We start from the raw sequence: 23,328 nt of genomic DNA on the forward strand, positions 1-23,328 counted from the left end.
CCCTATTCTCCCGCTCCGCCGTGCAGGCTCTGCACCGGGTTGGCCGTCAGCTCCTCGACCCCGGCGAGGTCGCCCGCCAGCTGGTCCACCGCCGCGTACGCGCTCGCGATGCAGGCGGGAATGCCGACACCGTCGTACTGCGCGCCGCACACCGCGAGGCCCGGGAGCTTGGCGACGTGCTCGCGGACCCGGGCCACGCGCGCGTGGTGGCCGACCGGGTACTGGGGCAGGCCGTCGGTCCAGCGGGTGACGCGGGTCTCCAGTGGTGTGGCGTCCAGGCCGGTGGCCGCGCGCAGGTCGCGCCGGGAGAGGTCGACGAGGTCGGCGTCCTCACGGCCGAGGACCGCGGTCTCGCCGTACCGGCCGACCGAGGTGCGCAGGACGACGGTGTCCGGGTCCTCGTCGGCGATCCAGCCCCACTTCTGGGAGGCGAAGGTGGACGCCTTGATGGTGCGGCCGTCGACGGGCGGGACGAGGAAGCCGCTGCCGGCCGGGAGGCCGAGCCCGGCGCGGCGGTAGGCGAGGGTGATCAGCGCCATCGAGGCGTACTCGACGGCGGCCAGTTCGGCCGCGGCGGCGGGTGCCTCGGCGCGCAGCAGGCCGGCGGCGACGGGCGCCGGTACGGCGACGATCACGGCGTCGGCGTGCAGCACCCGGCCGGCCGTGGCGACCCGCCAGCCCCGGGGTTCCCTGCGCAGTTCGGTCACGGGTGTGCCGGTGAGGATCTCGCCGCCGCGGGCCCGGACCGACTCGGCGACCGCGAGCGGCAGGGTGCCGACGCCGCCCTCGATGCCCATGAAGACCGGCCCGGTCTGCTGGGCCGCGGCCGCCTTGGCCTGGATCTCCCGGACCGCCTCCGTCAGCGAGTCGTGGGTCTTCGCGGCCTGGTAGAGCTGCGGGACCGCGGAGCGCATCGAGATGCGGTAGGCGTCGCCCGCGTAGACCCCGCCGAGCAGGGGCTCGACCAGCCGGTCGACGACCTCCCGGCCGAGGCGCGCGGCCACGTACTCGCCCACCGCCACGTCTTCGCCGACCTCGGTGCGGGGCAGCTCGGCGTCGCGTTCGATACGGGCGAGGCCCTCCTCGGACAGCACGCCGGACAGCGCGGCGGCGGTGCCGGGGACGCCCATGACATGGCCCTTGGGCATGGGGCGCAGGGCGTCCCGGGTCCAGATGGCGGCGGTGGCGGTGGCGGGGGGCTGGAGCCGCTCGCCGAGCCCGGCCTCGCGGGCCAGGGCGACCGCCTCGGGCCTGCGGGCCAGCAACGACTCGGCGCCCAGGTCGACCCGGACGCCCGCGATCTCGCCGGGCAGCAGCTTGCCGCCGACTCTCTCCGAGGCCTCCAGCACGGTCACGCGCGCGCCCCGCTCCAGCAGCCGGTGCGCCGCGGCCAGCCCCGCGATCCCGGCTCCGACGACGACGACCTGGCCCGTGCCCGTACCCGTTGCGCTCATGAGCTCACTCTCTCAGACCGCACCGACACCCCCGCCCCGGCCCGGTGACCCGTACGCGTCCGGACCGTGACCGCACCGGAACCGTCGGCCCCCGAACGTCCCGCGCCGCCCCGGCGTCGAAGTCGCGTCAGTTGTCACCGTCCCCGGGGGGAACCATGCGCCATCCCGCACGACCCGTACGCCCCGCCCTCGCCGGCCTGCTGCTCGCCGCCGCCCTCGTCCTCACCGGATGCAGCGCGGACGGCGGTTCCGACAGCGGCTCCGCGAGCGCGGCCAAGGCCGACGTCAACAACAGCGCCGCCGGGGAGGCGGCGGGCTCGGCGGGCGCCAAGGACAGCGGCAGCGGGACCGGCAGGACCGCGCCCGCCCTCACCGTCAACCGGATCATCCGCACCGCCTCGCTGACCGTGCAGGTCAAGGACGTGCCCAAGGCCCTCGACACGGCCCGCACCACGGCCGAGGACGCCGGCGGCTACGTCGGCGACGAGACCACCACCCGGGACTCCGGGGGCCGCGAACGCACCCGCGTGGTCCTCCGGGTCCCCACCGCGAAGTACGACGAGGTGCTCGCCGGTCTCCAGGGCGCGGGCAAGCTGATCGACCGCACCGCGAAGGCGCAGGACGTCACCGACCAGGTGGTCGACGTGGACAGCCGGGTCAGTTCGCAGCGGGCCAGCGTGGCCCGGATCCGGGAGCTGATGGACCGGGCGGCCAAGCTCAGCGACGTGGTCACCCTGGAAGGGGAGTTGAGCAGCCGGGAGGCCGACCTGGAGTCGCTGCTGGCCCAGCAGGCGTCCCTGAAGGACCGCACGAGCATGGCCACGATCACGCTGTCGCTCACCCCGACGCCGGTGAGCAAGGCGGCCGCGAAGGACGACTCCCCGGGGTTCGTGGACGCCGTGTCCGGCGGCTGGCACGTCTTCGTCACCATGCTGCGCTGGATCGCCCTGGCGCTGGGCGCGGCCCTGCCGTTCGCGGCCCTGGCGGCCGTACTGGCGCTCCTGTGGTGGCGGCTGGCCCGTCGGCGCCGTACCCCCGCGCAGCCCGGCAGCGAGACCTGAGCGAGCCCGAAATGCCCGCGCCCCGTAGCGTGTTCGCATGAGCATGAACGGTGGGCGGGAACGACTGGTCGTGATCGGCGGTGACGCCGCGGGCATGTCCGCGGCGTCCCAGGCGCGTCGGCTGCGGGGACCGGACGAGTTGGAGATCGTGGCCTTCGAGCGCGGCCACTTCACCTCCTACTCGGCGTGCGGGATCCCGTACTGGGTCGGCGGCGACGTCGGGGAGCGGGACCATCTGATCGCCCGCTCCCCCGAGGAGCACCGGGCCCGCGCGATCGACCTGCGGATGCGCACCGAGGTCACGGAGATCGACGTGGCCGGGAAGCGGGTACGCGCGCGTGACGTCGATTCCGGCGCGGAGTCCTGGACTCCGTACGACAAGCTCGTCATCGGCACCGGCGCCCGCCCGATCCGCCCCGACATGCCGGGCGCGGACGCGCCGGGGGTGCACGGCGTGCAGACCCTGGACGACGGCCAGGCCCTCCTCGACACGCTGGCACGCACGCGTGGCCGCCGGGCCGTGGTGGTCGGCGCCGGCTACATCGGCGTCGAGATGGCCGAGGCGCTGATCAACCGGGGCTACGAGGTGACCGTCGTCAACCGCGGCAGCGAGCCGATGTCCACGCTCGACCCGGACATGGGCCGCCTGGTGCACGTGGCCATGGAGGGCCTCGGCATCACCATGGTCAACGACACCGAGGTCACCAAGGTCCTCACCGGCCAGGACGGCAGGGTGCGCGCGGTGGCCACGGAGGACGCCGAGTACCCGGCGGACGTGGTGGTCCTGGGCATCGGCGTCCGCCCGGAGACCGGCCTCGCGGAGGCCGCGGGCCTGCCCGTCGGCGCGCACGGCGGGCTGCTCACCGACCTCGCGATGCGGGTGCGCGGGCACGAGGACATCTGGGCCGGCGGCGACTGCGTGGAGGTCCTGAACCTGGTCTCGGGCCAGGAGCAGTACATCCCGCTGGGCACCCACGCCAACAAGCACGGCCAGGTCATCGGCACCAACGTGGGCGGCGGCTACGCCACGTTCCCGGGTGTCGTCGGCACCGCGGTGAGCAAGGTCTGCGACCTGGAGATCGCCCGCACCGGCCTGCGCGAGAAGGACGCGCTCCGGGCGGGCCTGCAGTTCGAGGCGGTCACCATCGAGTCCACGAGCCGCGCCGGCTACTACCCCGGCGCCAACCTCATGACGGTCAAGATGCTCGCCGAACGCCGCACGGGCCGCCTGCTCGGCGTCCAGATCGTCGGCCGGGAGGGCGCGGGCAAGCGGGTCGACATCGCGGCGGTGGCCCTCACGGCCGACATGACGGTGGAACAGATGACAGCCCTGGACCTGGGCTACGCCCCACCGTTCTCACCGGTGTGGGACCCCGTACTGGTAGCGGCGAGGAAGGCCGCGACAAAGGTGCGAGCTTCCTGAGAGACCCCCGCGTCACCTACCAAGGGGCGCGGGGAACTGCGCGACCAGCCCCCACGCACCCGCACCCCACAACGGCGATCAAGCCGTCCCGCTGATCCGCGGCAGCGAAGTGACCCCCGCCCCACCGGGCGCAGCCGCGGCAGCAGGTTGCTCGGTCCCCGGCCGCGCGTGCGCCGCACCGGGCCGCGTCGACCGCAGCCGGTTGCTCACCGCCTCGTCCAGCGTCACCGGCCGCTGCATCTGCGCGGCCAGCCGCCCGGCCTCCTGGCCGAGCCGCGCCACGTCCTCCCAGGGCAGCCGCACGACCAGGGAGATCTCGGCCTCACCGTCGGGCAGGGCCTGCATGGGAGGGAATCCCGGAGAAGTAACCCGCTCGTTCATCGCCTGTTCCTCACGTCGCCTGAACCTCACGTCGGTCGCAAGGACATACGCACGCGCGCGTGACGACGTTCACCGGGGCGCTCCGCGCATCGAGCGCCCCCGCCCTGGGCACTAGTCAGCTGTGGTCATCCCCGTTCATGACGTGAACCCGGTGCGTCGCACGCCGTACGTGACGTACGCGCTGATCGCGGCGAACGTGCTCGTCTTCCTGTTCACGCCCGGCATAGCCGGCTCCGTGGCCGGCGGCAGCGACCTGTCGCAGCTGTGTCATCTGCAGGCCTTCATGGACCACTACGCGGCGGTCCCCAAGGAGCTGATCCACCATCAGATGCCGCAGCTGGTCCCGACCGGCCAGGTGGGCGTCGGCCGGAACGGCCCCGGCTGTGTGGTCGGCCCGCCCGGCTACGACAAGTCGCCCGCGCTGTCGGTCTTCACGGCGATGTTCCTGCACGGCAGCTGGCTGCACCTGCTGGGCAACATGCTGTTCCTGCTGATCTTCGGCAACAACGTCGAGGACCGGATGGGCCACATCCGTTTCTTCCTCTTCTACGTCTTCTGCGGCTACGCGGCCGGCTACGGCTTCGCGCTCCTCAACGCCTCGTCCGGCGACCCGCTGATCGGCGCGTCCGGCGCGATCGCCGGTGTCCTCGGCGCGTATCTGGTCCTGTACCCGACGGCCAGGGTCTGGGTGCTGGTCCCGTTCCTGGTCTTCCTGCCGCTGCGGCTGCCGGCCTGGCTGGTGCTGGGCTTCTGGTTCGTGCTCCAGGCCGTCTACTCGTCCGGCGAGGGCGTCTCGGACGCCGGGACCGTGGCGTACGCGGCGCACATCGTCGGCTTCCTGGTCGGCATGGTGCTCGCCTGGCCGCTCAAGCCGGGCACGCCTCCGCCGCCGGAACCGCGCGGCCTGCTGTTCGGCAGGCGGGCCCGGCCCCGGCACGGCTGGTAGCGGACCGGGTCAGCGCTCGCTCTCGGTGTGGACGAACTCGACGAGGCGGGTCAGCGCGTCCGGGTCGGTGGACGGCATCACGCCGTGGCCCAGGTTGAAGACGTGGCCTTCGAGACCGGCGGCCGCGTCGAGCACCTCGCGCGCCTTGGTCTCCACCACGTCCTTGCCGGCGAACAGGACGGTCGGGTCGAGGTTGCCCTGGAGCGCCTTGCCGGGGCCGATCCGGCGGGCGGCCTCGTCGAGGGGGACCCGGTAGTCGACGCCGACGACGTCCGCGCCGGCCTCGCCCATGAGCTTCAGCAGTTCGCCGGTGCCGACCCCGAAGTGGATGCGGGGGACGCCGTAACCGGCGACGGCCTCGAAGATCTTCGCGGAGGCGGGCAGCACCGAGCGCCGGTAGTCGGCGGGGGCCAGCGCCCCGGCCCAGGAGTCGAAGACCTGGACGGCGGAGGCGCCGGCCTCGATCTGCACCTTGAGGAACGCGGTCGTGATGCCGGCGAGGCGGTCGAGCAGGTCGGCCCAGAGCTCCGGGTCGCCGTACATCATCGCCTTGGCGTTCTCGTAGGTGCGCGAGGGGCCACCCTCGACGAGGTAGCTCGCGAGGGTGAACGGGGCACCGGCGAAGCCGATCAGCGGGGTCGGGCCGAGCTCGGCGGTGAGCAGGCCGATCGCCTCGGTGACGTACCAGACGTCCTCGGGGGTGAGGTCGCGGAGCTGGGCGAGGTCGGCGCGGGTGCGGATCGGGTGCGCGATGACCGGGCCGACGCCGGGCTTGATGTCGACGTCGATGCCGATGGCCTTGAGCGGGACGACGATGTCGCTGAAGTAGATCGCCGCGTCCACGTGGTGCCGGCGGACGGGCTGGAGGGTGATCTCGGCGATCAGTTCGGGCCGCGTGCACGACTCCAGCATCGGGACGCCCTCGCGCACCTTGTGGTACTCCGGCAGCGAACGGCCGGCCTGCCGCATGAACCACACGGGGGTGTGCGGCACGGGTTCACGCCTGCACGCCTTGAGGAAGGCACTGTCGTACGTCGCTGTCGGCTGCTGGCCCGCGGGGCTTCCGTTCGCACTCACGACGGCAAGTCTCGCACGCCCCGGAACCCGGACCCGCGGCGCCCTTACATGGTCCTTAGGTGGTGTCTCTCCCTGCGCGAAGGCGTCGTTCCCCTTACTCTTCCCCGCATGGCTGCGGCTCAGGGACGACTGTCGGACGGCGCTGGCGGGACGGGCGAAGGGAAGGACACCGGGGAGGACGAAGGACATACCGGGAGTGCGGCGCCACCGGTACCGGCGGCCTTCCGGGCCGCGGTCGACGCGCTGCGCGGTGCCCGGCTGCGGCCGCAGGTCGAGGTGGAGCCGACGCCCGCCCCGCAGCGTCTCGCCCCGTTCGCGTACGCCGTGGAGGCCGCGGTTGTCGACGGCGAGCAGGATCTCGCCGACGGGCGTCTCGTCCTGCTGCACGACCCGGCCGGTCACGACGCCTGGCAGGGCACGTTCCGGCTGGTCACGCTGGTCCGCGCGGAGCTGGAGCCGGAGATGGCGGCCGATCCGCTGCTGCCGGACGTCTGCTGGGCGTGGCTGACCGGCGCGCTCCAGGCGCGCGGCCTGTCGTACGGCGAGCCGAGCGGGACCGTGACGCGCGCCAGTTCGCACTACTTCGGCGGGCTGTCCGCGCGCGCCGCCGCCTCGCAGATCGAGATCCGGGCCTCCTGGACGCCTCGGGAGGGCCGCGCCGGCGTGCCGGACACCGCCGCCCACCTCGCCTCCTGGTGCGACCTGCTGGCGCAGGTGGCGGGCCTGCCGCCGGCCGCCCCCGGCGACGCCTCGGTGGTCACGCTGCCGCAGCGCCGCGACCCGCAGGCGCGCTGAACCGCACCGTCACGGATCCGGGACCCGTCCACTCGGGTCCCGTCGAATCACCCTGTCCATCCGAGTCCCGTCGACTCACCCTTCGTTGACCATCTCTTTGTCGATACGGCCACTTTCTGTCCCGTACGACAACGACCCGAACCGATTCGATCTTCGGATGATCGATCGCGTGTCCGAATTGCACGTATTGTTACTCACTAGATCGTGATCATTCTCTAAAGGCGGACGGGTTTGGTGCCGAAGACGACTGTGACCTTGAAAGCACGGTTCGTCCCGGCTTCTTCCCCACAAGCCGGCCCCCGTCCCCCCACCCAGGAGGCCTGGTGTCCGTTCTCCTAGAGCAGCCCGCAAGCCTGGTCGCCTACCGCCCGAACAAGCCCACCGCCATGGTGGTCGTGGCCGACCCGCGCGTCCGCTCCACCGTCACCCGCCACCTGTGGGCGCTCGGTGTGCGCGACGTCATCGAGGCCTCGTCCATCGCGGAGGCTCGTCCCCGCATCGGCAACCCCCGCGACATCTGCGTCGCCGACGTCCACCTCCCCGACGGCTCCGGCCTGACCCTCCTGTCCGAGACCCGCGCGGCGGGCTGGCCCAACGGCCTGGCCCTGTCCGCCGCCGACGACATCGGCGCCGTGCGCAACGCCCTGGCCGGCGGTGTCAAGGGCTACGTCGTCACCGGCACCCGCACCAACATCGGGCTCCCCACCCGACCCGGTGCCGCCCCGATGGGCTCCGCCGCCCGCATGCACCGCCGCCCCCCGGGTGCCCCGAGCCACCCGGGCGGCTACCGCGAGCTCTCCGGCCGCGAGGTCGAGGTGCTCCGACTGGTCGCCGAAGGCCAGTCGAACAAGGCGATCGGCGTCTCGATGGGGCTGTCCGCCCTGACCGTCAAGAGCCACCTCGCCCGCATCGCCCGCAAGCTCGGCACGGGCGACCGCGCCGGGATGGTCGCCGTGGCCCTGCGCACCGGCATCATCCACTGACCGATCCGTCTCCGACGGCCTGCCACCGGCGGCGCCTGCCACTGATGGCCCACCACCGGCGGCCGAACACCGACGGCCGTACACCGATCGTCCGCCGCACCGGTCGCCGACCGCGTCCGCAGTCGGCCGCGTCGGCCGCCGACCACCGGTCGCCGGCACCTGATGGCCGGTCACCGACCGGTCACACGTTCACCGACGTGACCGGACCGGCCGCCGCTCCGGCGTCACCTCGTAACCTGTTGTCCCCCGTTCGTGGACCTGATCTTTCACCGGCCTGACTGGTTTACGACCCTCCGGCGCCCGTCGACGGAACGTTCCGTCGACGGGCGCCGTCCACACACAGATACCCTTGACATGTGACCGACGCCCAAGACACCGCAGCAGACAGTTCACTGCGCACCACCGGGGGCACTCCTCCGGACGACGCCGGATCTTCTGTGACGGGGGCACCGGTCCCTTTGCTGGAGCCCCGTGAGGGCATTCCGCCGGTCGTCGTGGACGAGGCCGCGCTGGCCGGCGTGATCGCCGCCTTCGCCGCCGGCTCCGGACCCGTCGCCGTCGACGCCGAGCGCGCCTCCGGCTACCGCTACGGCCAGCGCGCCTACCTCGTCCAGCTGCGCCGCGAGGGCGCCGGGACCGCGCTGATCGATCCCGTCGCCTGCCCCGACCTGTCCGGCCTCGGCGAGGCGCTGGCCGGCGTCGAGTGGGTGCTGCACGCGGCCACCCAGGACCTGCCCTGCCTGCGCGAGATAGGCATGACGCCCGGCAGCCTCTTCGACACCGAGCTGGCCGGCCGGCTCGCCGGGTTCCCCCGGGTCGGGCTGGGCGCGATGGTCGAGGGCGTCCTCGGGTTCGTGCTCGAAAAGGGCCACTCCGCCGTCGACTGGTCGACCCGGCCGCTGCCCGAGCCCTGGCTGCGGTACGCGGCGCTGGACGTCGAGCTGCTCGTCGACCTGCGGGACGCCCTGGAGAAGGAGCTGGACCGGCAGGGCAAGCTGGAGTGGGCGCGGCAGGAGTTCGACGCGATCGCGGCCGCGCCGCCGGCCGAGCCGCGCAAGGACCCCTGGCGCCGCACGTCGGGAATGCACAAGGTGCGCCGGCGCCGGCAGCTGGCGGTGGTGCGGGAACTGTGGCTGACCCGGGACCGGATCGCGCAGAAGCGGGACGTGTCACCGGGCAAGGTGCTCAGTGACGCGGCGATCGTGGAGGCCGCGCTGGCCCTGCCGGCCAACGTGCACGCCCTCGCCGGGCTGAACGGCTACGGCCACCGGATGGGGCGGCGGCAGCTGGAGCAGTGGCAGGCGGCGGTGGACCGCGCCAGGGCGCTGCCGGACCCCGCGCTGCCGCAGCCGGGACAGCCCGTGGCGGGGCCGCCGCCGCCCCGGGCGTGGGCGGACAAGGACCCCGTCGCGGCGGCCCGGCTGTCGGCGGCCAGGGCCGCGGTCTCGGCGCTGGCCGAGCAGCTCACCATGCCGCAGGAGAACCTCATCGCGCCGGACACCGTGCGCAGGCTCTGCTGGGAGCCGCCGCAGGTGGTCGACGCGGAGACCGTGGGGGCCGCGCTGGCGGGGTACGGCGCCCGGCCCTGGCAGGTGGAGCAGGTGACACCGGTGCTGGTGACGGCGCTGTCCGCCTAGGCCGGCAGCCGGCGTCCCGCGTCGGCGGCCGCTCCGCCGCTCACTCTCCCCCGGGCTCCTCGGACGGTTCGCCCTGCGGTGGTTCCGGATCCGCCGCACCGGCCGGGCCTTCGAGGAACTCGGTGTAGAGGTTCCTGCCCCGGTGCACGGAGAAGTCGATCTCGGGCAGCAGGTCCGGAACCGCGATCGCGGTCACCAGATTGCGGTACATGCGGGAAATCCGCATCTCGACATTCCGCATGTGCCGGTCGAGGGTGTTCGAGATGAGCACCACTCCGGCCCAGTTCCCCGCGATTTGACAGGCCTGCTCCTCGACGTCGACGAATGCTTTCAGCTCACCGCGTCGCCGGGCTTCCGCGAGCTGTCCCGTATTGAATGCGATCCAGTCCGGCCACGGAGTTCCGTAGGTCTCCGGCGCATTGCTGTGGAACGACAGTTTCAAAGCGGCCTGCAGGGCGTTCTCACGGGAGATCCGGTAGGCCAGGATCATTCCGATGTCGACCACTTCCTGGAGCATGATCCGCTGTTCCCGCAGGCCGTCCATGGTCAGCGTGTCGTGCATGATGGCCGTCGCCACTTCGATCTTTCCGCCCGGGAAATGCCGGTAGAAGGCCCCTTTGCTGGTCCGCGCGGCGACGATGAGATCGCCGACCGAGGTGCCTTCGTAGCTGTCCTCCACGAAAAGCGCGCCGGCGGTGTCGAGGATTCGCTGCCTGGTGTCGATGGCGCGTTGCTGCTGACGTCGCGGCCTGCGCGGGTTGCTCATTCGATCTCGCCTTCGAGGCCCATCGACGGGTTCATGACCGAACGGGCTTTGTCCGGGAAAGCTGCGCACGCATTTCGGGACGCCCCTTCGCGTACGCGCTGATCAGCGTCCCGATACTACCCCGCGGACCGGGCCGGGAGAGGGGTTCCCGGGACCGAAAGAGACCGCACCGGAGACCGCACCGCGCCCTGTCGCGGAGCGGTGGACACCGCCTGCGGCCGCCAGTTGCTTGACGTCACCAGGCCCGGGTTCCAGACTGGGGAAGCCAGAACAGACCGAGTGGTCCCTTCTAGCCGAGAGGCCATGACGGCAATACGAACATTACTCCTCTTTGGGCAGTGGTCGTTGACTGCCGTGGGCGCTCGGCCGGTCACCCGGCCCGGCCGACGGCCTCCCACACCCGGTAGATTTCCCGGTGGTTGGGGGAACCGACGCACTGTTCCGCCGGCACAAGGGGGAAGCAGCGCAGAAGAGACCACTTGGTCCAAACAGGCCCGGTGCCACAGGGCCGGGGCAGTCGGCCGGACGCGGTACGGCAGTGCCCTTTCAGACACTTTCACCGGCCGGGCGGCGAGCCGAACCGCGGCCCCGCCCCTGCCCCCGCCCACACCCGCCCGGGAGTCCACCGCCATGCCCACCGTCCCCTCCTCCGCCACCGCGGCCGTGCCACGGGCCGATCCCGCCACCGGGACCGTGGTGGCGGTGGTCGCCCCCTACGAGAAGGGCGGGAAACCGTATCCGCGGGCCTTCGCCCGGCACGGCTGGCGGACCGTGGCCGTCCTTCCGGAGCACCGGCTGCGCCCGCCGGCGTACCGGAACGCGGCGCCGCCCGCCGGATACGGCGGCACGGTCGTGCACCGGGGGCTGCGGCAGACGGTGAAGGCGCTGCGGGCGCTCGGGGTGTCGGCCGTCGTCGCGAGCGGAACCGGGGGCATCGAACTGGCCGAGCGGATCGCCTGGCAGCTCGGCCTGCCCGGAGCCGATCCGGCGTCCTCGCCGCTGAGATACGACCGCGGCGCCCAGGCGGCCCGGCTGGCCAGGCTGGGGATCCCGGCGCCGCGGGGCATCCGCACCGCGTGCCGGGCCGAGGCCGCGGCCTGGGCGCGGTCGTACCCCGCGGCCGGCTATCTGCTCGCCCCGGCAGCCGCCGGAACCCCGGTCGACGCGGTGGAATGCGCGGACGCGGGCGGGATCAACACGGCCTGGCCCGCCCTGTGGCACGCGGCCGCCCGGTACTCCGGCAGCCCGCACCTGGTGCTGACCGAGCTGCCCGGTCGCCGCCGGTACACGGTCGGCACCCTCACCCGCCCCGGACCGGACGGACGGCCCGAGCACGTCGTCACCGGGCTGCGGGCGGACACCCCCGCCGGACCGCGCGCGCCGAACGGACCGTCGCCGCAGGCCCTCGTGCGCTACACGGTCCGGGTGCTCGACGCGCTCGGCGTGGTCTGCGGCCCGGCCACCGTCCGGCTCGCCCACGACGACACAGCCGGCCGCGGGCCGCTGCTGGTCCACGCACTCGCCGCGCCCGTCATGGCACGGACCGACGACCCTTCATGGCCCGGCGGCCGTCCCGATGCCCACACCACCACCTGAGAGGAGCCCCCGTGCTCACGTCACCCGCGCACCGGTCCCGGCCCGCCCATACCCGCCCGCTGTTGACGGGCAACGCCCGTATCTTCGAGCTGGGCACGCACACCGCGGACCCGGCGTCGCCTCGCGCCGTCTCGGTGACCGCCGTGGCAGGGCCACGGCTCGTGGCGGGTTGCTCGCGCAGTTCCTCCCCCAGCCTTCGGCCGGGGGTGCCCCCAACGCCCCTGAAGGGGCGCCTCCCGTCGGGGCACTCTTCCATGTGACCTTCGCCGCTCCCCCCGCCAGGACTGGGCAGTCACGTTACTCATAAGTAGCATGGGGCCTGAGCGCGCGCTCAGCGCATCGCAGCAGTGCCATCCCGCACCCTGGAGGAGAGCCAATCGTGCCTCGTACCGTCAGGGATGTCGTCTTCGTCGACGGCGTCCGTACCCCGTTCGGCAAGGCGGGCCCGAAGGGCATCTACCACGAGACCCGTGCCGACGACCTCGTCGTGAAGGCGATCCGGGAGCTGCTGCGCCGCAACCCCGGTCTCGACACCAAGAAGATCGACGAGGTCGCCGTCGCCGCGACCACGCAGATCGGTGACCAGGGTCTGACCATCGGCCGTACCGCGGGCATTCTCGCGGGCCTGCCGACCTCCGTGCCCGGCTACTCCATCGACCGCATGTGCGCCGGCGCCCTGACCGCCGTCACCACGGTCGCCGGTTCCGTCGCCTTCGGCGCGTACGACGTCGCCATCGCGGGCGGTGTCGAGCACATGGGCCGCCACCCGATGGGCGAGGGCGTGGACCCGAACCCGCGGTTCGTCAGCGAGAAGCTGGTCGACGAGTCGGCGCTGTTCATGGGCATGACCGCGGAGAACCTGCACGACCGCTACCCGACGATCACCAAGCAGCGCGCGGACGAGTACGCGGTGCGCTCGCAGGAGAAGGCCGCCAAGGCGTACGCCGACGGCAAGATCCAGGCCGACCTGGTGCCGATCTCGGTGCGCCGGACCAACCCGGAGGGGGGCGAGACCGGTTGGGGCCTCGTCACCGCCGACGAGCCGATGCGGCCGGGCACCACGCTGGAGAACCTCTCCGGTCTGAAGACGCCGTTCCGCGTGCACGGGCGGGTCACCGCCGGCAACGCCGCCGGTCTGAACGACGGCGCCACCGCCTCGATCATCGCCAGCGAGGACTTCGCCCGCGAGAACAACCTGCCGGTGAAGATGCGCCTCGTGTCGTACGCCTTCGCGGGTGTCGAGCCCGAGGTGATGGGCTACGGCCCGATCCCGGCCACGGAGAAGGCGCTCGCCCAGGCGGGTCTGTCGATCTCCGACATCGGTCTGTTCGAGATCAACGAGGCCTTCGCCGTGCAGGTGCTGGCCTTCCTGGAGCACTACGGCATCGCCGACGACGACGAGCGCGTCAACCAGTACGGCGGCGCGATCGCCTTCGGTCACCCGCTGGCCTCCTCGGGTGTGCGTCTGATGACGCAGCTGGCCCGCCAGTTCGAGGAGCACCCGAACGTCCGCTACGGCCTGAACACCATGTGCGTCGGCTTCGGCATGGGCGCGACGGTCATCTGGGAGAACCCGCACTTCGAGGGGGACAAGTGAGCACCACCACCGAGCTTCTGAAGCAGGCCTCGGACCTGTTCCCCGACGAGGTCGTGACGTCGGCGCACGTACGCCACTTCGACCTGCCGTTCGGGGCCGGGCGCTTCGCGCTCATCACCCTCGACAACGGCCTCGACCACACCAAGCCGACCACCTTCGGCCCGGCCTCGCTGGCGAACCTCGACACCGCCGTCGACCAGGTCGAGAAGGAGGCGGCCGAGGGCACCATCGTCGGTGTCGGCATCACCGGCAAGCCGTTCATCTTCGCGGTCGGCGCCGACCTCAAGGGTGTCGAGCTGCTCAAGAACCACGAGGACGCGCTCGCCATCGGCAAGGGCGGCCACGAGGTCTTCAAGCGCCTCGCGGGCCTCGCCGTGCCGACCTTCGCGTACTACAACGGTGCCGCCATGGGCGGTGGCGTCGAGGTCGGTCTGCACTGCAAGTACCGGACCGTCTCGAAGGCCATCCCGGCGTTCTCCCTGCCCGAGGTCTTCCTCGGTCTGGTCCCGGGCTGGGGCGGCTGTGCCCTCCTGCCGAACCTGATCGGCGCCGACAAGGCCGTCTCGGTCATCATCGAGAACAGCCTCAACCAGAACAAGCAGCTCAAGGGCGAGCAGGTCTTCGACCTCGGCATCGCCGACGCCCTCTTCGAGGGCGCTGACTTCCTGGAGCAGTCGCTGATCTGGACCGCCCAGGTGCTGAAGGGCGACATCGAGGTCGAGCGTCCGGTGATCGACCGCGGCGAGGCCTGGGACCAGGCCGTCGCGCGCGGCCGCTTCATCGCCGACTCCAAGGTGCACGGCGCGGCCCCGGCCGCCTACCGCGCCCTGGACATCATCGCCGCCGCCAAGAACGGCGACCTCCAGCAGGGCTACGACGCCGAGGACCTGGCGCTCGCCGACCTGATCATGGGCGGCGAACTGCGCGCCGGCATCTACGCGTTCAACCTGGTGCAGAAGCGCGGCAAGCGGCCCGCCGGTGCCCCGGACAAGAACCTGGCGCGTCCGGTCACCAAGGTGGGCGTCGTGGGCGCGGGCCTGATGGCCTCCCAGCTCGCGCTGCTCTTCCTGCGCCGCCTTGAGGTGCCGGTCGTGCTGACCGACATCGACCAGGAGCGCGTCGACAAGGGTGTGGGCTACGTCCACGCCGAGATCGAGAAACTGCTCGGCAAGGGCCGCATCAACCAGGACAAGGCCAACCGCCTCAAGGCCCTGGTCACCGGCGTGCTGGACAAGGCCGAGGGCTTCTCCGACGCGGACTTCGTCATCGAGGCCGTGTTCGAGGAGATCGGCGTCAAGCAGCAGGTGTTCGCGGAGGTCGAGGCGGTCGCCCCGGCGCACGCGATCCTCGCCACCAACACCTCCTCCCTCTCGGTGACGGAGATGGCGTCGAAGCTCAAGAACCCCGAGCGGGTCGTGGGCTTCCACTTCTTCAACCCGGTCGCGATCCTCCCGCTCCTGGAGATCGTGCGCGGCGAGCAGACCGACGACGCGTCGCTGGCCACGGCCTTCGCCGTCGCCAAGAAGCTGAAGAAGACCGCGGTGCTGGTCAAGGACGCCCCGGCGTTCGTCGTCAACCGCATCCTCACCCGCTTCATGGGCGAGATCCAGAACGTCATCGACGAGGGCACCCCGGTCGAGGTCGCGGAGAAGGCGGTGGAGCCCCTGGGCCTGCCGATGTCTCCCCTCGTCCTCCTGGAGCTGGTCGGTCCCGCCATCGGCCTGCACGTCTCGGAGACCCTCAACCGGGCCTTCCCGGACCGCTTCACGGTCTCCCCGAACCTCGCGGCCGTCGTCAAGGCGGGCAAGCGCGGGTTCTACGTCTACGACAGCGGGAAGCCGGAGCTGGACCCCGAGGTCGCCGCGCTGCTCGAGCAGGGTGACTCGGTCCTCTCCGAGGAGCAGGTCCGTGACCGCGTCCTGGACGCCGTCGCCCAGGAGATCGGGCTGATGCTCGACGAGGGTGTCGTCGCCGAGGCGCAGGACATCGACCTCTGCCTGATCACGGGCGCCGGCTGGCCCTTCCACCTGGGCGGCATCACGCCGTACCTGGACCGCGAAGGTGTCTCGGAGCGCGTGAACGGCAAGAAGTTCCTGGCCCCGGGCGTGGCGAGCGTCCCGGCGTAACCGCATCCGTACGGACACGATGCCCGGCACACCGACTGGTGCGCCGGGCATCGGCGTGCCGGAGGACGCACCGGCCGCACCCGCTTCAGGAGGGCGGCGCCGCCTCCACGTGGACGACTCCCAGTTCGGTGCCGTCACGGTCGCGGCGGGAGCGGCCCAGGATGCCGACGGCCAGGTGGGAGGCATCCTCGGGATCGTCGCGCGGCACGAAGGTGATGACGTCCGGATGGTGGCTCGTCACCAACCAGCCCTCGCCCTGGTTGAGTTCGAGCACCCGGAAGTCACCCGCCGCCGTGCCGACATTCATGGGGCCGAACTCTCGGAGAATGCCGACGGCGTGCCCGGCGAGGTCACCGGTGGGGTGTTCGAGTACCACGCAGGTGCCGTGCTCGAACAGCACCCATGACTTGCCCGAGCCGGTGAGCAGACGCCGCCACGCGTCGATGAGTGTCTGGTTGTCCACGGTGGTCATCATGGCGCACTCACACCTCCCGCCAGGCTTCGAGGGCCAGTCCGGGCTCCTCCTTGCGGCGGGTGAGGAGGAGCCGGTCGGTGGACGGGGACTGGCTCGCCGCGGTCACCCGGCCCTGCGCGTCCGTGGTCAGGGCGACCAGGGCGTCGGCCGGGAGCTGCGGTCCCGACTCGGTCCACCAGGCGCCGGCCCGCTCGTCCTGGGACGGATAGGCGGCGAAGGCCACCCGGCCGCTCGCCGAGCGCTGGGCGAGCAGGGTGCAGTCGTACCCGTCGAGTTCGCACCGGACCGCGGCGACCGGGCCGGGCCCGGCGGAGGGCAGCAGGGCGTACGGCTTGCCGCCCGGACGCCAGGCGCACAGGTCGCCGGACTCGTCGGTGTAGTAGAGGGTCGTGCTCTCGGCCGAGGTCGCGAGGGCGGTGAGGGTGCCCGGCCGGACCGGGGCCTCCAGTGCCTCCAGCTGCACGGGCGGCTTGCCGGCCTCCTCCTGACGCCAGCACACGATCCCGCCGGGCACGGCCGCGTACACCTCCACGCGCCCGGACTCGCCGGTCACCGCGGCGAGCCCGTCCTCGACCAGCCGTCCCTTCAGGTCCCGCCAGGGCTCCCAGCCGCCCTTCTCCTTCTGGGCGACCATGCTCAGCCCGCGCCCCTGGTTGCGGACGAAGACATGAGCGCGGCCCGCCGCGTCCACGGCGACGGCCGGGGCTCCGGTCACCTCCCCCTTCCTGCCCGGGTGACCGATCGACTGCCAGTCCAGGGCGGCCAGATGCGGCCGGAAGTGGGTGGAGTGGACGAGCCCCGACTCGCCCTTCACGGTGGGCCGCCAGGCCACCAGATGGGCGTACCCGTCGACGCCCTGTCCCACCGCGAAGCCGGGATGCAGCCGCTGCTCGCCGCCGATTCTGCGGGGCGTGCCCCAGGGCGCGCCGGGTCCGCGTTCCGCCCGGCCCAGCACGGCGTCACCGGACGGCAGATAGACACTGAGCCGGCCGTCACGGCCGCGGAGGAGCCAGTCGCCGTTCACCGCTTCACTCTAAGCGGGGCCGTTCGCAGCAGTGGGGCGGCCCCGGGCGTGCGAGGCTTGGAGCATGGAAGACAGAACTCCCCTGCTGGTGATCGTCGACGGCGCGAACGTCGTCGGGTCGCGGCCGGACGGCTGGTGGCGGGACCGCAAGGGAGCCGCCGAACGGCTCCGCGACCGGCTCGCCGAGCAGGGGCTGCCCGGCCGCCCGACGCCGGTGGAGCTGGTGCTCGTCGTCGAGGGCGCGGCCCGCGGGGTGGCGTCGGTGCCCGGCGTACGGGTGGAGTCGGCGCCCGGCAGCGGCGACGACCGGATCGTGGAGCTGGCCGCCGAGGACCCCGGCCGGCCCCGGCTCGTCGTCACCGCCGACCGGGAACTGCGGAGCCGGGTGACCGAGTTGGGCGCCGAGGTGATCGGGCCGAGCGCGCTGCGGTAGCGCTCCGCTGGTTGGGCGGTTCGTTCGCTGCGGGCCGGTGGGGGCTGGTCGCGCAGTTCCTCCCCCAGCCTTCGGCCGGGGGTACCCCCAGCGCCCCTTACGGGGCGCTGCCGCGACCGCCTGTTCCCCCGGCGCCCTGCCTTCAGCACCGCGACAGGACGGCTGTCGACTGCGGCGCCGTCGTGGCTGGTCGCGCCCGCGCGGCGGAGCCGCAAATGAATACAGCCTCGCACCCCTTCAGGGCGCTTATCCCCCCGGCGCCCTCACGTACAGCACCGCCCCGTCCACCTCGCCCGCGTGCTCGTAGCCGGCCGCGAGCAGCCTGCGCAGGCTCGGGACGCGGTCGGGGCCGTAGGGCTTGCCGCGGGAGTCGTCGATGACCAGAGCCGGTGCCCGGTCGGCCAGTTCCGCGCGGAAGACGGGCCAGGTACCCGCGACGGCGTACTTCTCGCCGACCTGCGGGCCGTCCCGGCCGCCGCTGAAGTTGGTGAGGAGGCCAGCGGTGAGGTAGCGGGTGGCGGGGGTGCGGTCGGCGAGCCAGTACGTCTCCGGGTGTATGCCCCAGACCAGGACCCGGTCGCCGGGGGCGGTACGGCGGTCGAGGGTGAGCGCCAGCCGCTGCGCGTGCGCGAGTTCGGGGCGGGGGGCCAGGACGCCCCAGGTCAGGAAGAGGGTGCAGGCGCAGGCCGAGGCGAGGACCGCGGCCGAGGTCCGTTCCCTTGGCAGGATCTGCAGCGCGGCCGTGGCCAACAGGGCCAGGGGCGGGGTGAGTTGCAGGAAGTAGTGGCCGAAGAAGTGGAAGCCGAGGGTGACGGCGGCGGCCGACGCGGCCAGCCACAGCCACAGGTCGGCGGCACCGGTGCGGGCGATGCGCAGGGCCCGCGCGATGGGCGGGAGCAGACCGGCCGAGGCCGTGCCGAGGATCGCGGTGTTGGTCAGCGCCCGTGCCAGCACGTGGAGTTCGGAGCCGGTGAAGGAGGCGTAGGCGCCGGAGCCGGTGACCGTCCAGAAGGCGAAACCGGCCGGGTCGGTGGCCAGGGCCGCGGCAAGGACGGGCAGCGCGGCGCCGGCCGCCAGCCGGAGCAGGCCGGCGCGCGGGCCGCCGTACCGGTTGAGGAGGTAGAGCACCGGCAGCAGGACGGCCCCGCCGGTCTGCTTGGTGAGGAAGGCGCAGGCGACGGCGGCGCCGGCCGCGGCCCAGCGGCGGCGGTCGGCGCACCACATCGCGGCGGCCGTGCAGGGCAGCATGAACACCTCGAAGGTGGCCGCCTGCGCGTCCTCGGGGTTGAGCCCGACGGAGACCAGCAGGTAGAGCGCCCCGGCGGTGCGGCCCGCGCGGTCGCCCCAGCGCCGCCGGGCGAAGGACGCGAGCAGGGCCGCGGTGGCCAGCTGGGCCAGTACGGCGAGGACCCGGACCGGGGTGAGCGACCCGGAGCCGAAGACCGCGAACGTCCCCTCGTACAGCCACGGCAGCAGCGGCGGCTTGCGGTCCACGACCGTCTCGTAGAGCTGCCCGCCGCGCGCCAGCAGGCGTGCCTGGACGGCGAGATAGCCCTCGTCCGGGTTCCAGAGCGGCCGGAGGAAGGACGGCACCCGGGTCGCGCAGGCCAGGACGGCGAGCAGGGGCAGCAGCCGCGTCCAGTACCCCTTCCCTGCGACTACGGACCGTGGTGGGGCGTGGGGCGCGAGAAGCATGGGGAGCACGCTATCCGGCCCCGCAGTCCCATCAGGACGGGACATACGGGGCCGGAGTGGCGAGACTGCCGGTCACGGAGCGTCGGCGGGGGCCCGTTCGGCCTGGGCGAGGCGGCTGTGCGTGCGGCCGTAGAGGAAGTAGACGACGAAGCCGATGACCATCCAGACGGCGAACCGCAGCCAGGTCTCGGCAGGCAGGTTGAGCATCAGCCACAGCGAGGCCAGCACGGACACGACGGGCAGCACCGGGACCCAGGGGGTGCGGAAGGACCGCTCCAGGTCCGGCCGGGTGTTGCGCAGGATGATCACGCTGATCGCGACGACGATGAAGGCGAAGAGCGTACCGATGTTCACGAGTTCGGCGAGTTCGCTGAGACTGGTGAAGCCGGCGACGATCGCGATGACGACGCCGAGCAGGATGGTCGGCCGGTACGGGGTGCGGAACCTCGGGTGGGTGTGCGAGAAGAAGCGGGGCAGCAGGCCGTCCCGGCTCATCGCGAAGAACACCCGGGACTGGCCGAGCAGCAGGATCATGCAGACGGTGGTCAGGCCGACGGCGGCGCCGAAGCTGATCAGGCCGGCGAACCAGGGGTGCCCGGTGGCCTTGAAGGCGTCGGCGAGCGGGGCGTCCACGGACAGCTCGCTGTACTTCTGCATGCCGGTCACGACGATGGCCACGGCGACGTAGAGGGTGGTGCAGATGATGAGGGAGCCGATGATGCCGCGCGGTACGTCGCGCTGGGGGTTGCGGGTCTCCTCGGCGGCGGTGGCGACGACGTCGAAGCCGATGAAGGCGAAGAAGACGACGGAGGCGGCGGTGAAGATGCCCATCACGCCGAAGTTGGAGGGCGCCCAGCCGAACATGAGCTGGATCAGCGGGGCCTTCAGGTTGCCGCCCGCCGGCACGGCCTCCTTCGGCGGGACGAAGGGGCTGTAGTTGCCGCTGTGGATGAAGAAGGCGCCGGCGATGATGACGACCAGGACGACGGCCACCTTGATGGCGACGACGACCGACGTGACCCGGGCGGAGAGCTTCATGCCGACGACGAGGATCGCGGTGAGCGCGAGGACCAGGACGGCGGCGAGGATGTCGAAGCCGAAGCCGTGGGCGCCGTCGCGGCCGCTGAGGTACTCGGGCAGGTGCCAGCCGGCGTTGTCGAGCAGCGAGTGGATGTACCCCGACCAGCCGACGGCGACCACCGCCGTGCCCAGTGCCAGTTCCAGGACCAGGTCCCAGCCGATGATCCACGCGGGGAACTCGCCGAGGGAGGCGTACGAGAAGGTGTACGCCGAACCGGCCACCGGGACGGTGGAGGCGAACTCGGCGTAGCAGAGTGCGGCGAGGCCGCAGACGACGCCGGCCACGACGAAGGACAGGGCCACCGCGGGCCCTGCGGTGTTCTTGGCGGCTGTGCCGGTCAGGACGAAGATGCCGGTGCCGATGATGACACCCACGCCGAAGACCGTGAGGTCCAGGGCCGAGAGCGACTTCCTGAGTGCGTGCTCCGGTTCCTCGGTGTCCTTGAGGGACTGTTCGACGTTCTTGGTCCTGAAGAGGGTACTGCTCACGTGCCTACCTCCCACGTTTGTCGTCCTCGACATGATCGAGAGGGCCGGGGGTGCGTATGCCCCGGCAAGGGCAGGTTCACGCAGATGGGTCGGTCTCGCCACCGGAGGGTGAGCGGGACCGACCCATTGGGGTGGTTTGGGATGTGTTGGGGGTGCGGGCCGGATGGGGCTGGTCGCGCAGTTCCCCGCGCCCCTAAAGGGGCGCTGCCACCTCAGTCCCTCGCAGGCTCGACGGAGCTGACGTCCGCCGGCTGGCCGTCCAGCTTCGCGACCAGGCCGGTGACCTGGCGGGCGATGTCGGGGGCCGTGAGGCCGATCTCCGCCATCACCTCGGCCCTCGACGCGTGGTCGAGGAAGCGCGGGGGGATGCCGAAGTCGCGCAGCGGTACGTCGACGCCCGCGTCGCGCAGGGCCTGGGCGACGGTGGAGCCGACACCGCCGACGCGGCTGTTGTCCTCGACCGTGACGACCACCCGGTGGCGCTCGGCCAGCGGGGCCATCGCCTCGTCGACCGGCTTGACCCAGCGCGGGTCGACCACGGTCGTCGAGATGCCCTGCTTGTCGAGGAGGCCGGCGATCTCCAGGCACATGGGGGCGAGAGCGCCCACGGAGACCAGGAGCACGTCGGGGGTGTCGGTGCCCGGCTCGCGCAGCACGTCCATGCCGCCGACCCTGCCGACGGCGGCGACGGCGGGGCCGACCGCGCCCTTGGAGAAGCGGACGACCGTCGGGGCGTCGTCGACCTGGACGGCCTCGCGGAGCTGGGCGCGGACCTGGTCGGCGTCGCGCGGGGCGGCGAGCCTGAGGCCGGGGACGACCTGGAGGATCGACATGTCCCACATGCCGTTGTGGGAGGCGCCGTCGGTGCCGGTGACGCCGGCCCGGTCCAGGACGAAGGTCACCCCGCACCTGTGCAGGGCCACGTCCATCAGCACCTGGTCGAAGGCACGGTTGAGGAAGGTGGCGTACACGGCGAAGACGGGGTGCAGGCCGGCCGTGGCGAGGCCCGCCGCGGAGACGGCGCCGTGCTGCTCGGCGATGCCGACGTCGTAGATGCGGTCCGGGAAGGTGTCCGCGAACTTCTTCAGGCCGACGGGCTGGAGCATGGCCGCCGTGATGGCGACGATGTCCCTGCGCTCCTTGCCGAGCTCGACCATCTCGTCGCCGAAGACCGAGGTCCAGTCGGCGCCGGAGGCCTTGACCGGCAGGCCGGTGTCGGGGTGGATGGGGCCGATGCCGTGGAAGCGGTCGGCCTCGTCCTGGAGGGCGGGCTGGTAGCCGCGGCCCTTCTCGGTGAGGCAGTGCACGATCACCGGGCCGCCGAACCGTTTGGCCCGCGCGAGGGCCGACTCCAGGGCCTCCATGTCGTGGCCGTCGATCGGGCCGACGTACTTCAGGCCGAGGTCCTCGAACATGCCCTGCGGGGCGATGAAGTCCTTCAGCCCCTTCTTGGCGCCGTGCAGGGTGTCGTAGAGCGGCCTGCCGACGACCGGCGTGCGCTCCAGCAGGTCCTTGCCGCGGGCCAGGAACCGCTCGTACCCGTCCGTCGTGCGCAGGGTCGCCAGGTGGTTGGCGAGACCGCCGATGGTGGGGGCGTACGACCGCTCGTTGTCGTTGACGACGATGACCAGCGGGCGGTCCTTGGCGTCGGCGATGTTGTTCAGCGCCTCCCAGGCCATACCGCCGGTCAGGGCGCCGTCACCGATCACGGCGACGACGTGGGCGTCGCGTTCGAGCAGCTGGTTGCCCTTGGCGATGCCGTCGGCCCAGCCGAGCACCGTGGAGGCGTGGCTGTTCTCGATGACGTCGTGCTCGGACTCGGCCTGCGAGGGGTAGCCGGACAGGCCGCCCTTCTGCTTCAGCTTCGAGAAGTCCTGCCGGCCGGTCAGCAGTTTGTGCACGTAGGACTGGTGGCCGGTGTCCCAGAGCACCTTGTCCTTCGGGGAGTCGAAGACGCGGTGCAGGGCGATGGTGAGCTCGACCACGCCCAGGTTGGGACCGAGGTGTCCGCCGGTCTTGGAGACCGCTTCCACGAGGAAGCTCCGGATCTCCTCTGCCAGCTGGACCAGCTCCTCGGGGCTGAGCCGGTCCAGATCGCGCGGTCCCCTGATACGGGTCAGCAGCGGCACCCGTGCCTCCTTGCAGTAGAGCTGATCGAGCTGTTGCCGGGCTCGTCGAGTCTAATGTTCCGCCCGAGCGCGCTGCGTCCGGGCTGTACGTCATACGTCACGCGAACGGCCGTACCCATCGAAAGGGTTCCTGAGACACACCTGTGGCCCGGTACCTGACA

The 23,328-nt window shown here is 72.2% G+C and carries 19 protein-coding genes; 10 read left to right on the plus strand and 9 right to left on the minus strand.

The window, feature by feature from the left end:
* Positions 1–2: 2 nt before the first annotated feature.
* Complete coding sequence (hemG, locus tag ACIQVL_RS11385) at positions 3–1,454, minus strand: protoporphyrinogen oxidase (RefSeq protein ID WP_403475145.1); 1,452 nt, start codon at positions 1,452–1,454, stop codon at positions 3–5.
* 155 nt (positions 1,455–1,609) lie between these two features.
* Here hemG and ACIQVL_RS11390 point away from each other — a divergent pair, with 155 nt between their 5' ends.
* Together ACIQVL_RS11390 and ACIQVL_RS11395 are read left to right on the plus strand one after the other, a co-directional pair.
* Positions 1,610–2,515, plus strand: coding sequence for a DUF4349 domain-containing protein (locus ACIQVL_RS11390; protein ID WP_403475146.1), 906 nt, complete (start codon positions 1,610–1,612; stop codon positions 2,513–2,515).
* A gap of 37 nt (positions 2,516–2,552) precedes the next feature.
* Positions 2,553–3,938, plus strand: a complete 1,386-nt coding sequence (locus ACIQVL_RS11395) for an FAD-dependent oxidoreductase (protein WP_403475147.1) — start codon at positions 2,553–2,555, stop codon at positions 3,936–3,938.
* A gap of 78 nt (positions 3,939–4,016) precedes the next feature.
* Here the strand turns inward: ACIQVL_RS11395 and ACIQVL_RS11400 are convergent, their stop codons facing one another.
* The gene (locus ACIQVL_RS11400; RefSeq protein ID WP_393810416.1) at positions 4,017–4,319 is read right to left on the minus strand and encodes a hypothetical protein; all 303 of its coding nucleotides are present in this window, start codon (positions 4,317–4,319) and stop codon (positions 4,017–4,019) included.
* Positions 4,320–4,440: 121 nt separating this feature from the next.
* Here ACIQVL_RS11400 and ACIQVL_RS11405 point away from each other — a divergent pair, with 121 nt between their 5' ends.
* Positions 4,441–5,265 carry a rhomboid family intramembrane serine protease gene (locus ACIQVL_RS11405; RefSeq protein ID WP_403430396.1) on the plus strand — a complete coding sequence of 275 codons (825 nt, stop codon included), beginning with the start codon at positions 4,441–4,443 and terminating at the stop codon, positions 5,263–5,265.
* A 9-nt stretch (positions 5,266–5,274) separates the two neighbouring features.
* Here the strand turns inward: ACIQVL_RS11405 and hemE are convergent, their stop codons facing one another.
* The gene (gene hemE, locus ACIQVL_RS11410) at positions 5,275–6,342 is read right to left on the minus strand and encodes a uroporphyrinogen decarboxylase (protein ID WP_403430398.1); all 1,068 of its coding nucleotides are present in this window, start codon (positions 6,340–6,342) and stop codon (positions 5,275–5,277) included.
* Positions 6,343–6,450: 108 nt separating this feature from the next.
* Between hemE and ACIQVL_RS11415 the strand changes: the two genes are divergently transcribed.
* The 3 genes from ACIQVL_RS11415 to ACIQVL_RS11425 all read left to right on the plus strand — a co-directional run bounded on the left by ACIQVL_RS11415 (position 6,451) and on the right by ACIQVL_RS11425 (position 9,757).
* Positions 6,451–7,137, plus strand: a complete 687-nt coding sequence (locus tag ACIQVL_RS11415) for a DUF3000 domain-containing protein (RefSeq protein ID WP_403430400.1) — start codon at positions 6,451–6,453, stop codon at positions 7,135–7,137.
* Between the two features lie 323 nt (positions 7,138–7,460).
* Positions 7,461–8,120, plus strand: coding sequence for a response regulator transcription factor (locus ACIQVL_RS11420; RefSeq protein ID WP_093498522.1), 660 nt, complete (start codon positions 7,461–7,463; stop codon positions 8,118–8,120).
* A 356-nt stretch (positions 8,121–8,476) separates the two neighbouring features.
* Entirely contained in the window at positions 8,477–9,757 is a 1,281-nt protein-coding gene (locus ACIQVL_RS11425) for an HRDC domain-containing protein (RefSeq protein WP_403430402.1), read from the plus strand.
* A gap of 40 nt (positions 9,758–9,797) precedes the next feature.
* Here the strand turns inward: ACIQVL_RS11425 and ACIQVL_RS11430 are convergent, their stop codons facing one another.
* Positions 9,798–10,523, minus strand: a complete 726-nt coding sequence (locus ACIQVL_RS11430; RefSeq protein WP_403475148.1) for a TetR family transcriptional regulator — start codon at positions 10,521–10,523, stop codon at positions 9,798–9,800.
* A gap of 630 nt (positions 10,524–11,153) precedes the next feature.
* On the opposite strand from ACIQVL_RS11430, the gene ACIQVL_RS11435 reads away from it, so the two are divergent.
* The 3 genes from ACIQVL_RS11435 (at position 11,154) to ACIQVL_RS11445 (ending at position 15,842) form a co-directional block, all read left to right on the plus strand.
* Entirely contained in the window at positions 11,154–12,119 is a 966-nt protein-coding gene (locus ACIQVL_RS11435; RefSeq protein ID WP_403475149.1) for a hypothetical protein, read from the plus strand.
* A 379-nt stretch (positions 12,120–12,498) separates the two neighbouring features.
* Entirely contained in the window at positions 12,499–13,716 is a 1,218-nt protein-coding gene (locus tag ACIQVL_RS11440; protein WP_403430406.1) for a thiolase family protein, read from the plus strand.
* Entirely contained in the window at positions 13,713–15,842 is a 2,130-nt protein-coding gene (locus tag ACIQVL_RS11445; RefSeq protein ID WP_403430408.1) for a 3-hydroxyacyl-CoA dehydrogenase NAD-binding domain-containing protein, read from the plus strand. The genes ACIQVL_RS11440 and ACIQVL_RS11445 overlap by 4 nt, the downstream gene beginning before the upstream one ends.
* Before the next feature lie 85 nt (positions 15,843–15,927).
* Here the strand turns inward: ACIQVL_RS11445 and ACIQVL_RS11450 are convergent, their stop codons facing one another.
* Positions 15,928–16,317, minus strand: coding sequence for a hypothetical protein (locus ACIQVL_RS11450; protein ID WP_403430410.1), 390 nt, complete (start codon positions 16,315–16,317; stop codon positions 15,928–15,930).
* 7 nt (positions 16,318–16,324) lie between these two features.
* Positions 16,325–17,341 (minus strand): hypothetical protein, encoded by a 1,017-nt coding sequence (locus tag ACIQVL_RS11455; protein WP_403430411.1) that lies wholly within the window; start codon positions 17,339–17,341, stop codon positions 16,325–16,327.
* A gap of 64 nt (positions 17,342–17,405) precedes the next feature.
* Between ACIQVL_RS11455 and ACIQVL_RS11460 the strand changes: the two genes are divergently transcribed.
* The gene (locus tag ACIQVL_RS11460; RefSeq protein WP_403430413.1) at positions 17,406–17,774 is read left to right on the plus strand and encodes an NTP pyrophosphohydrolase; all 369 of its coding nucleotides are present in this window, start codon (positions 17,406–17,408) and stop codon (positions 17,772–17,774) included.
* Positions 17,775–18,020: 246 nt separating this feature from the next.
* Here the strand turns inward: ACIQVL_RS11460 and ACIQVL_RS11465 are convergent, their stop codons facing one another.
* From ACIQVL_RS11465 to dxs, 3 genes are all read right to left on the minus strand, one after another.
* The gene (locus ACIQVL_RS11465; RefSeq protein WP_403430415.1) at positions 18,021–19,469 is read right to left on the minus strand and encodes an ArnT family glycosyltransferase; all 1,449 of its coding nucleotides are present in this window, start codon (positions 19,467–19,469) and stop codon (positions 18,021–18,023) included.
* A 72-nt stretch (positions 19,470–19,541) separates the two neighbouring features.
* Positions 19,542–21,038: an amino acid permease gene (locus ACIQVL_RS11470; RefSeq protein WP_403430417.1), complete on the minus strand. Its 1,497-nt coding sequence runs from the start codon at positions 21,036–21,038 to the stop codon at positions 19,542–19,544.
* 212 nt (positions 21,039–21,250) lie between these two features.
* Positions 21,251–23,167 carry a 1-deoxy-D-xylulose-5-phosphate synthase gene (gene dxs, locus ACIQVL_RS11475; protein WP_403430418.1) on the minus strand — a complete coding sequence of 639 codons (1,917 nt, stop codon included), beginning with the start codon at positions 23,165–23,167 and terminating at the stop codon, positions 21,251–21,253.
* Positions 23,168–23,328 lie beyond the last annotated feature (161 nt).

The sequence above is a fragment of the Streptomyces sp. NPDC090499 genome (assembly GCF_044769305.1).
Classification (GTDB): Bacteria; Actinomycetota; Actinomycetes; order Streptomycetales; family Streptomycetaceae; genus Streptomyces.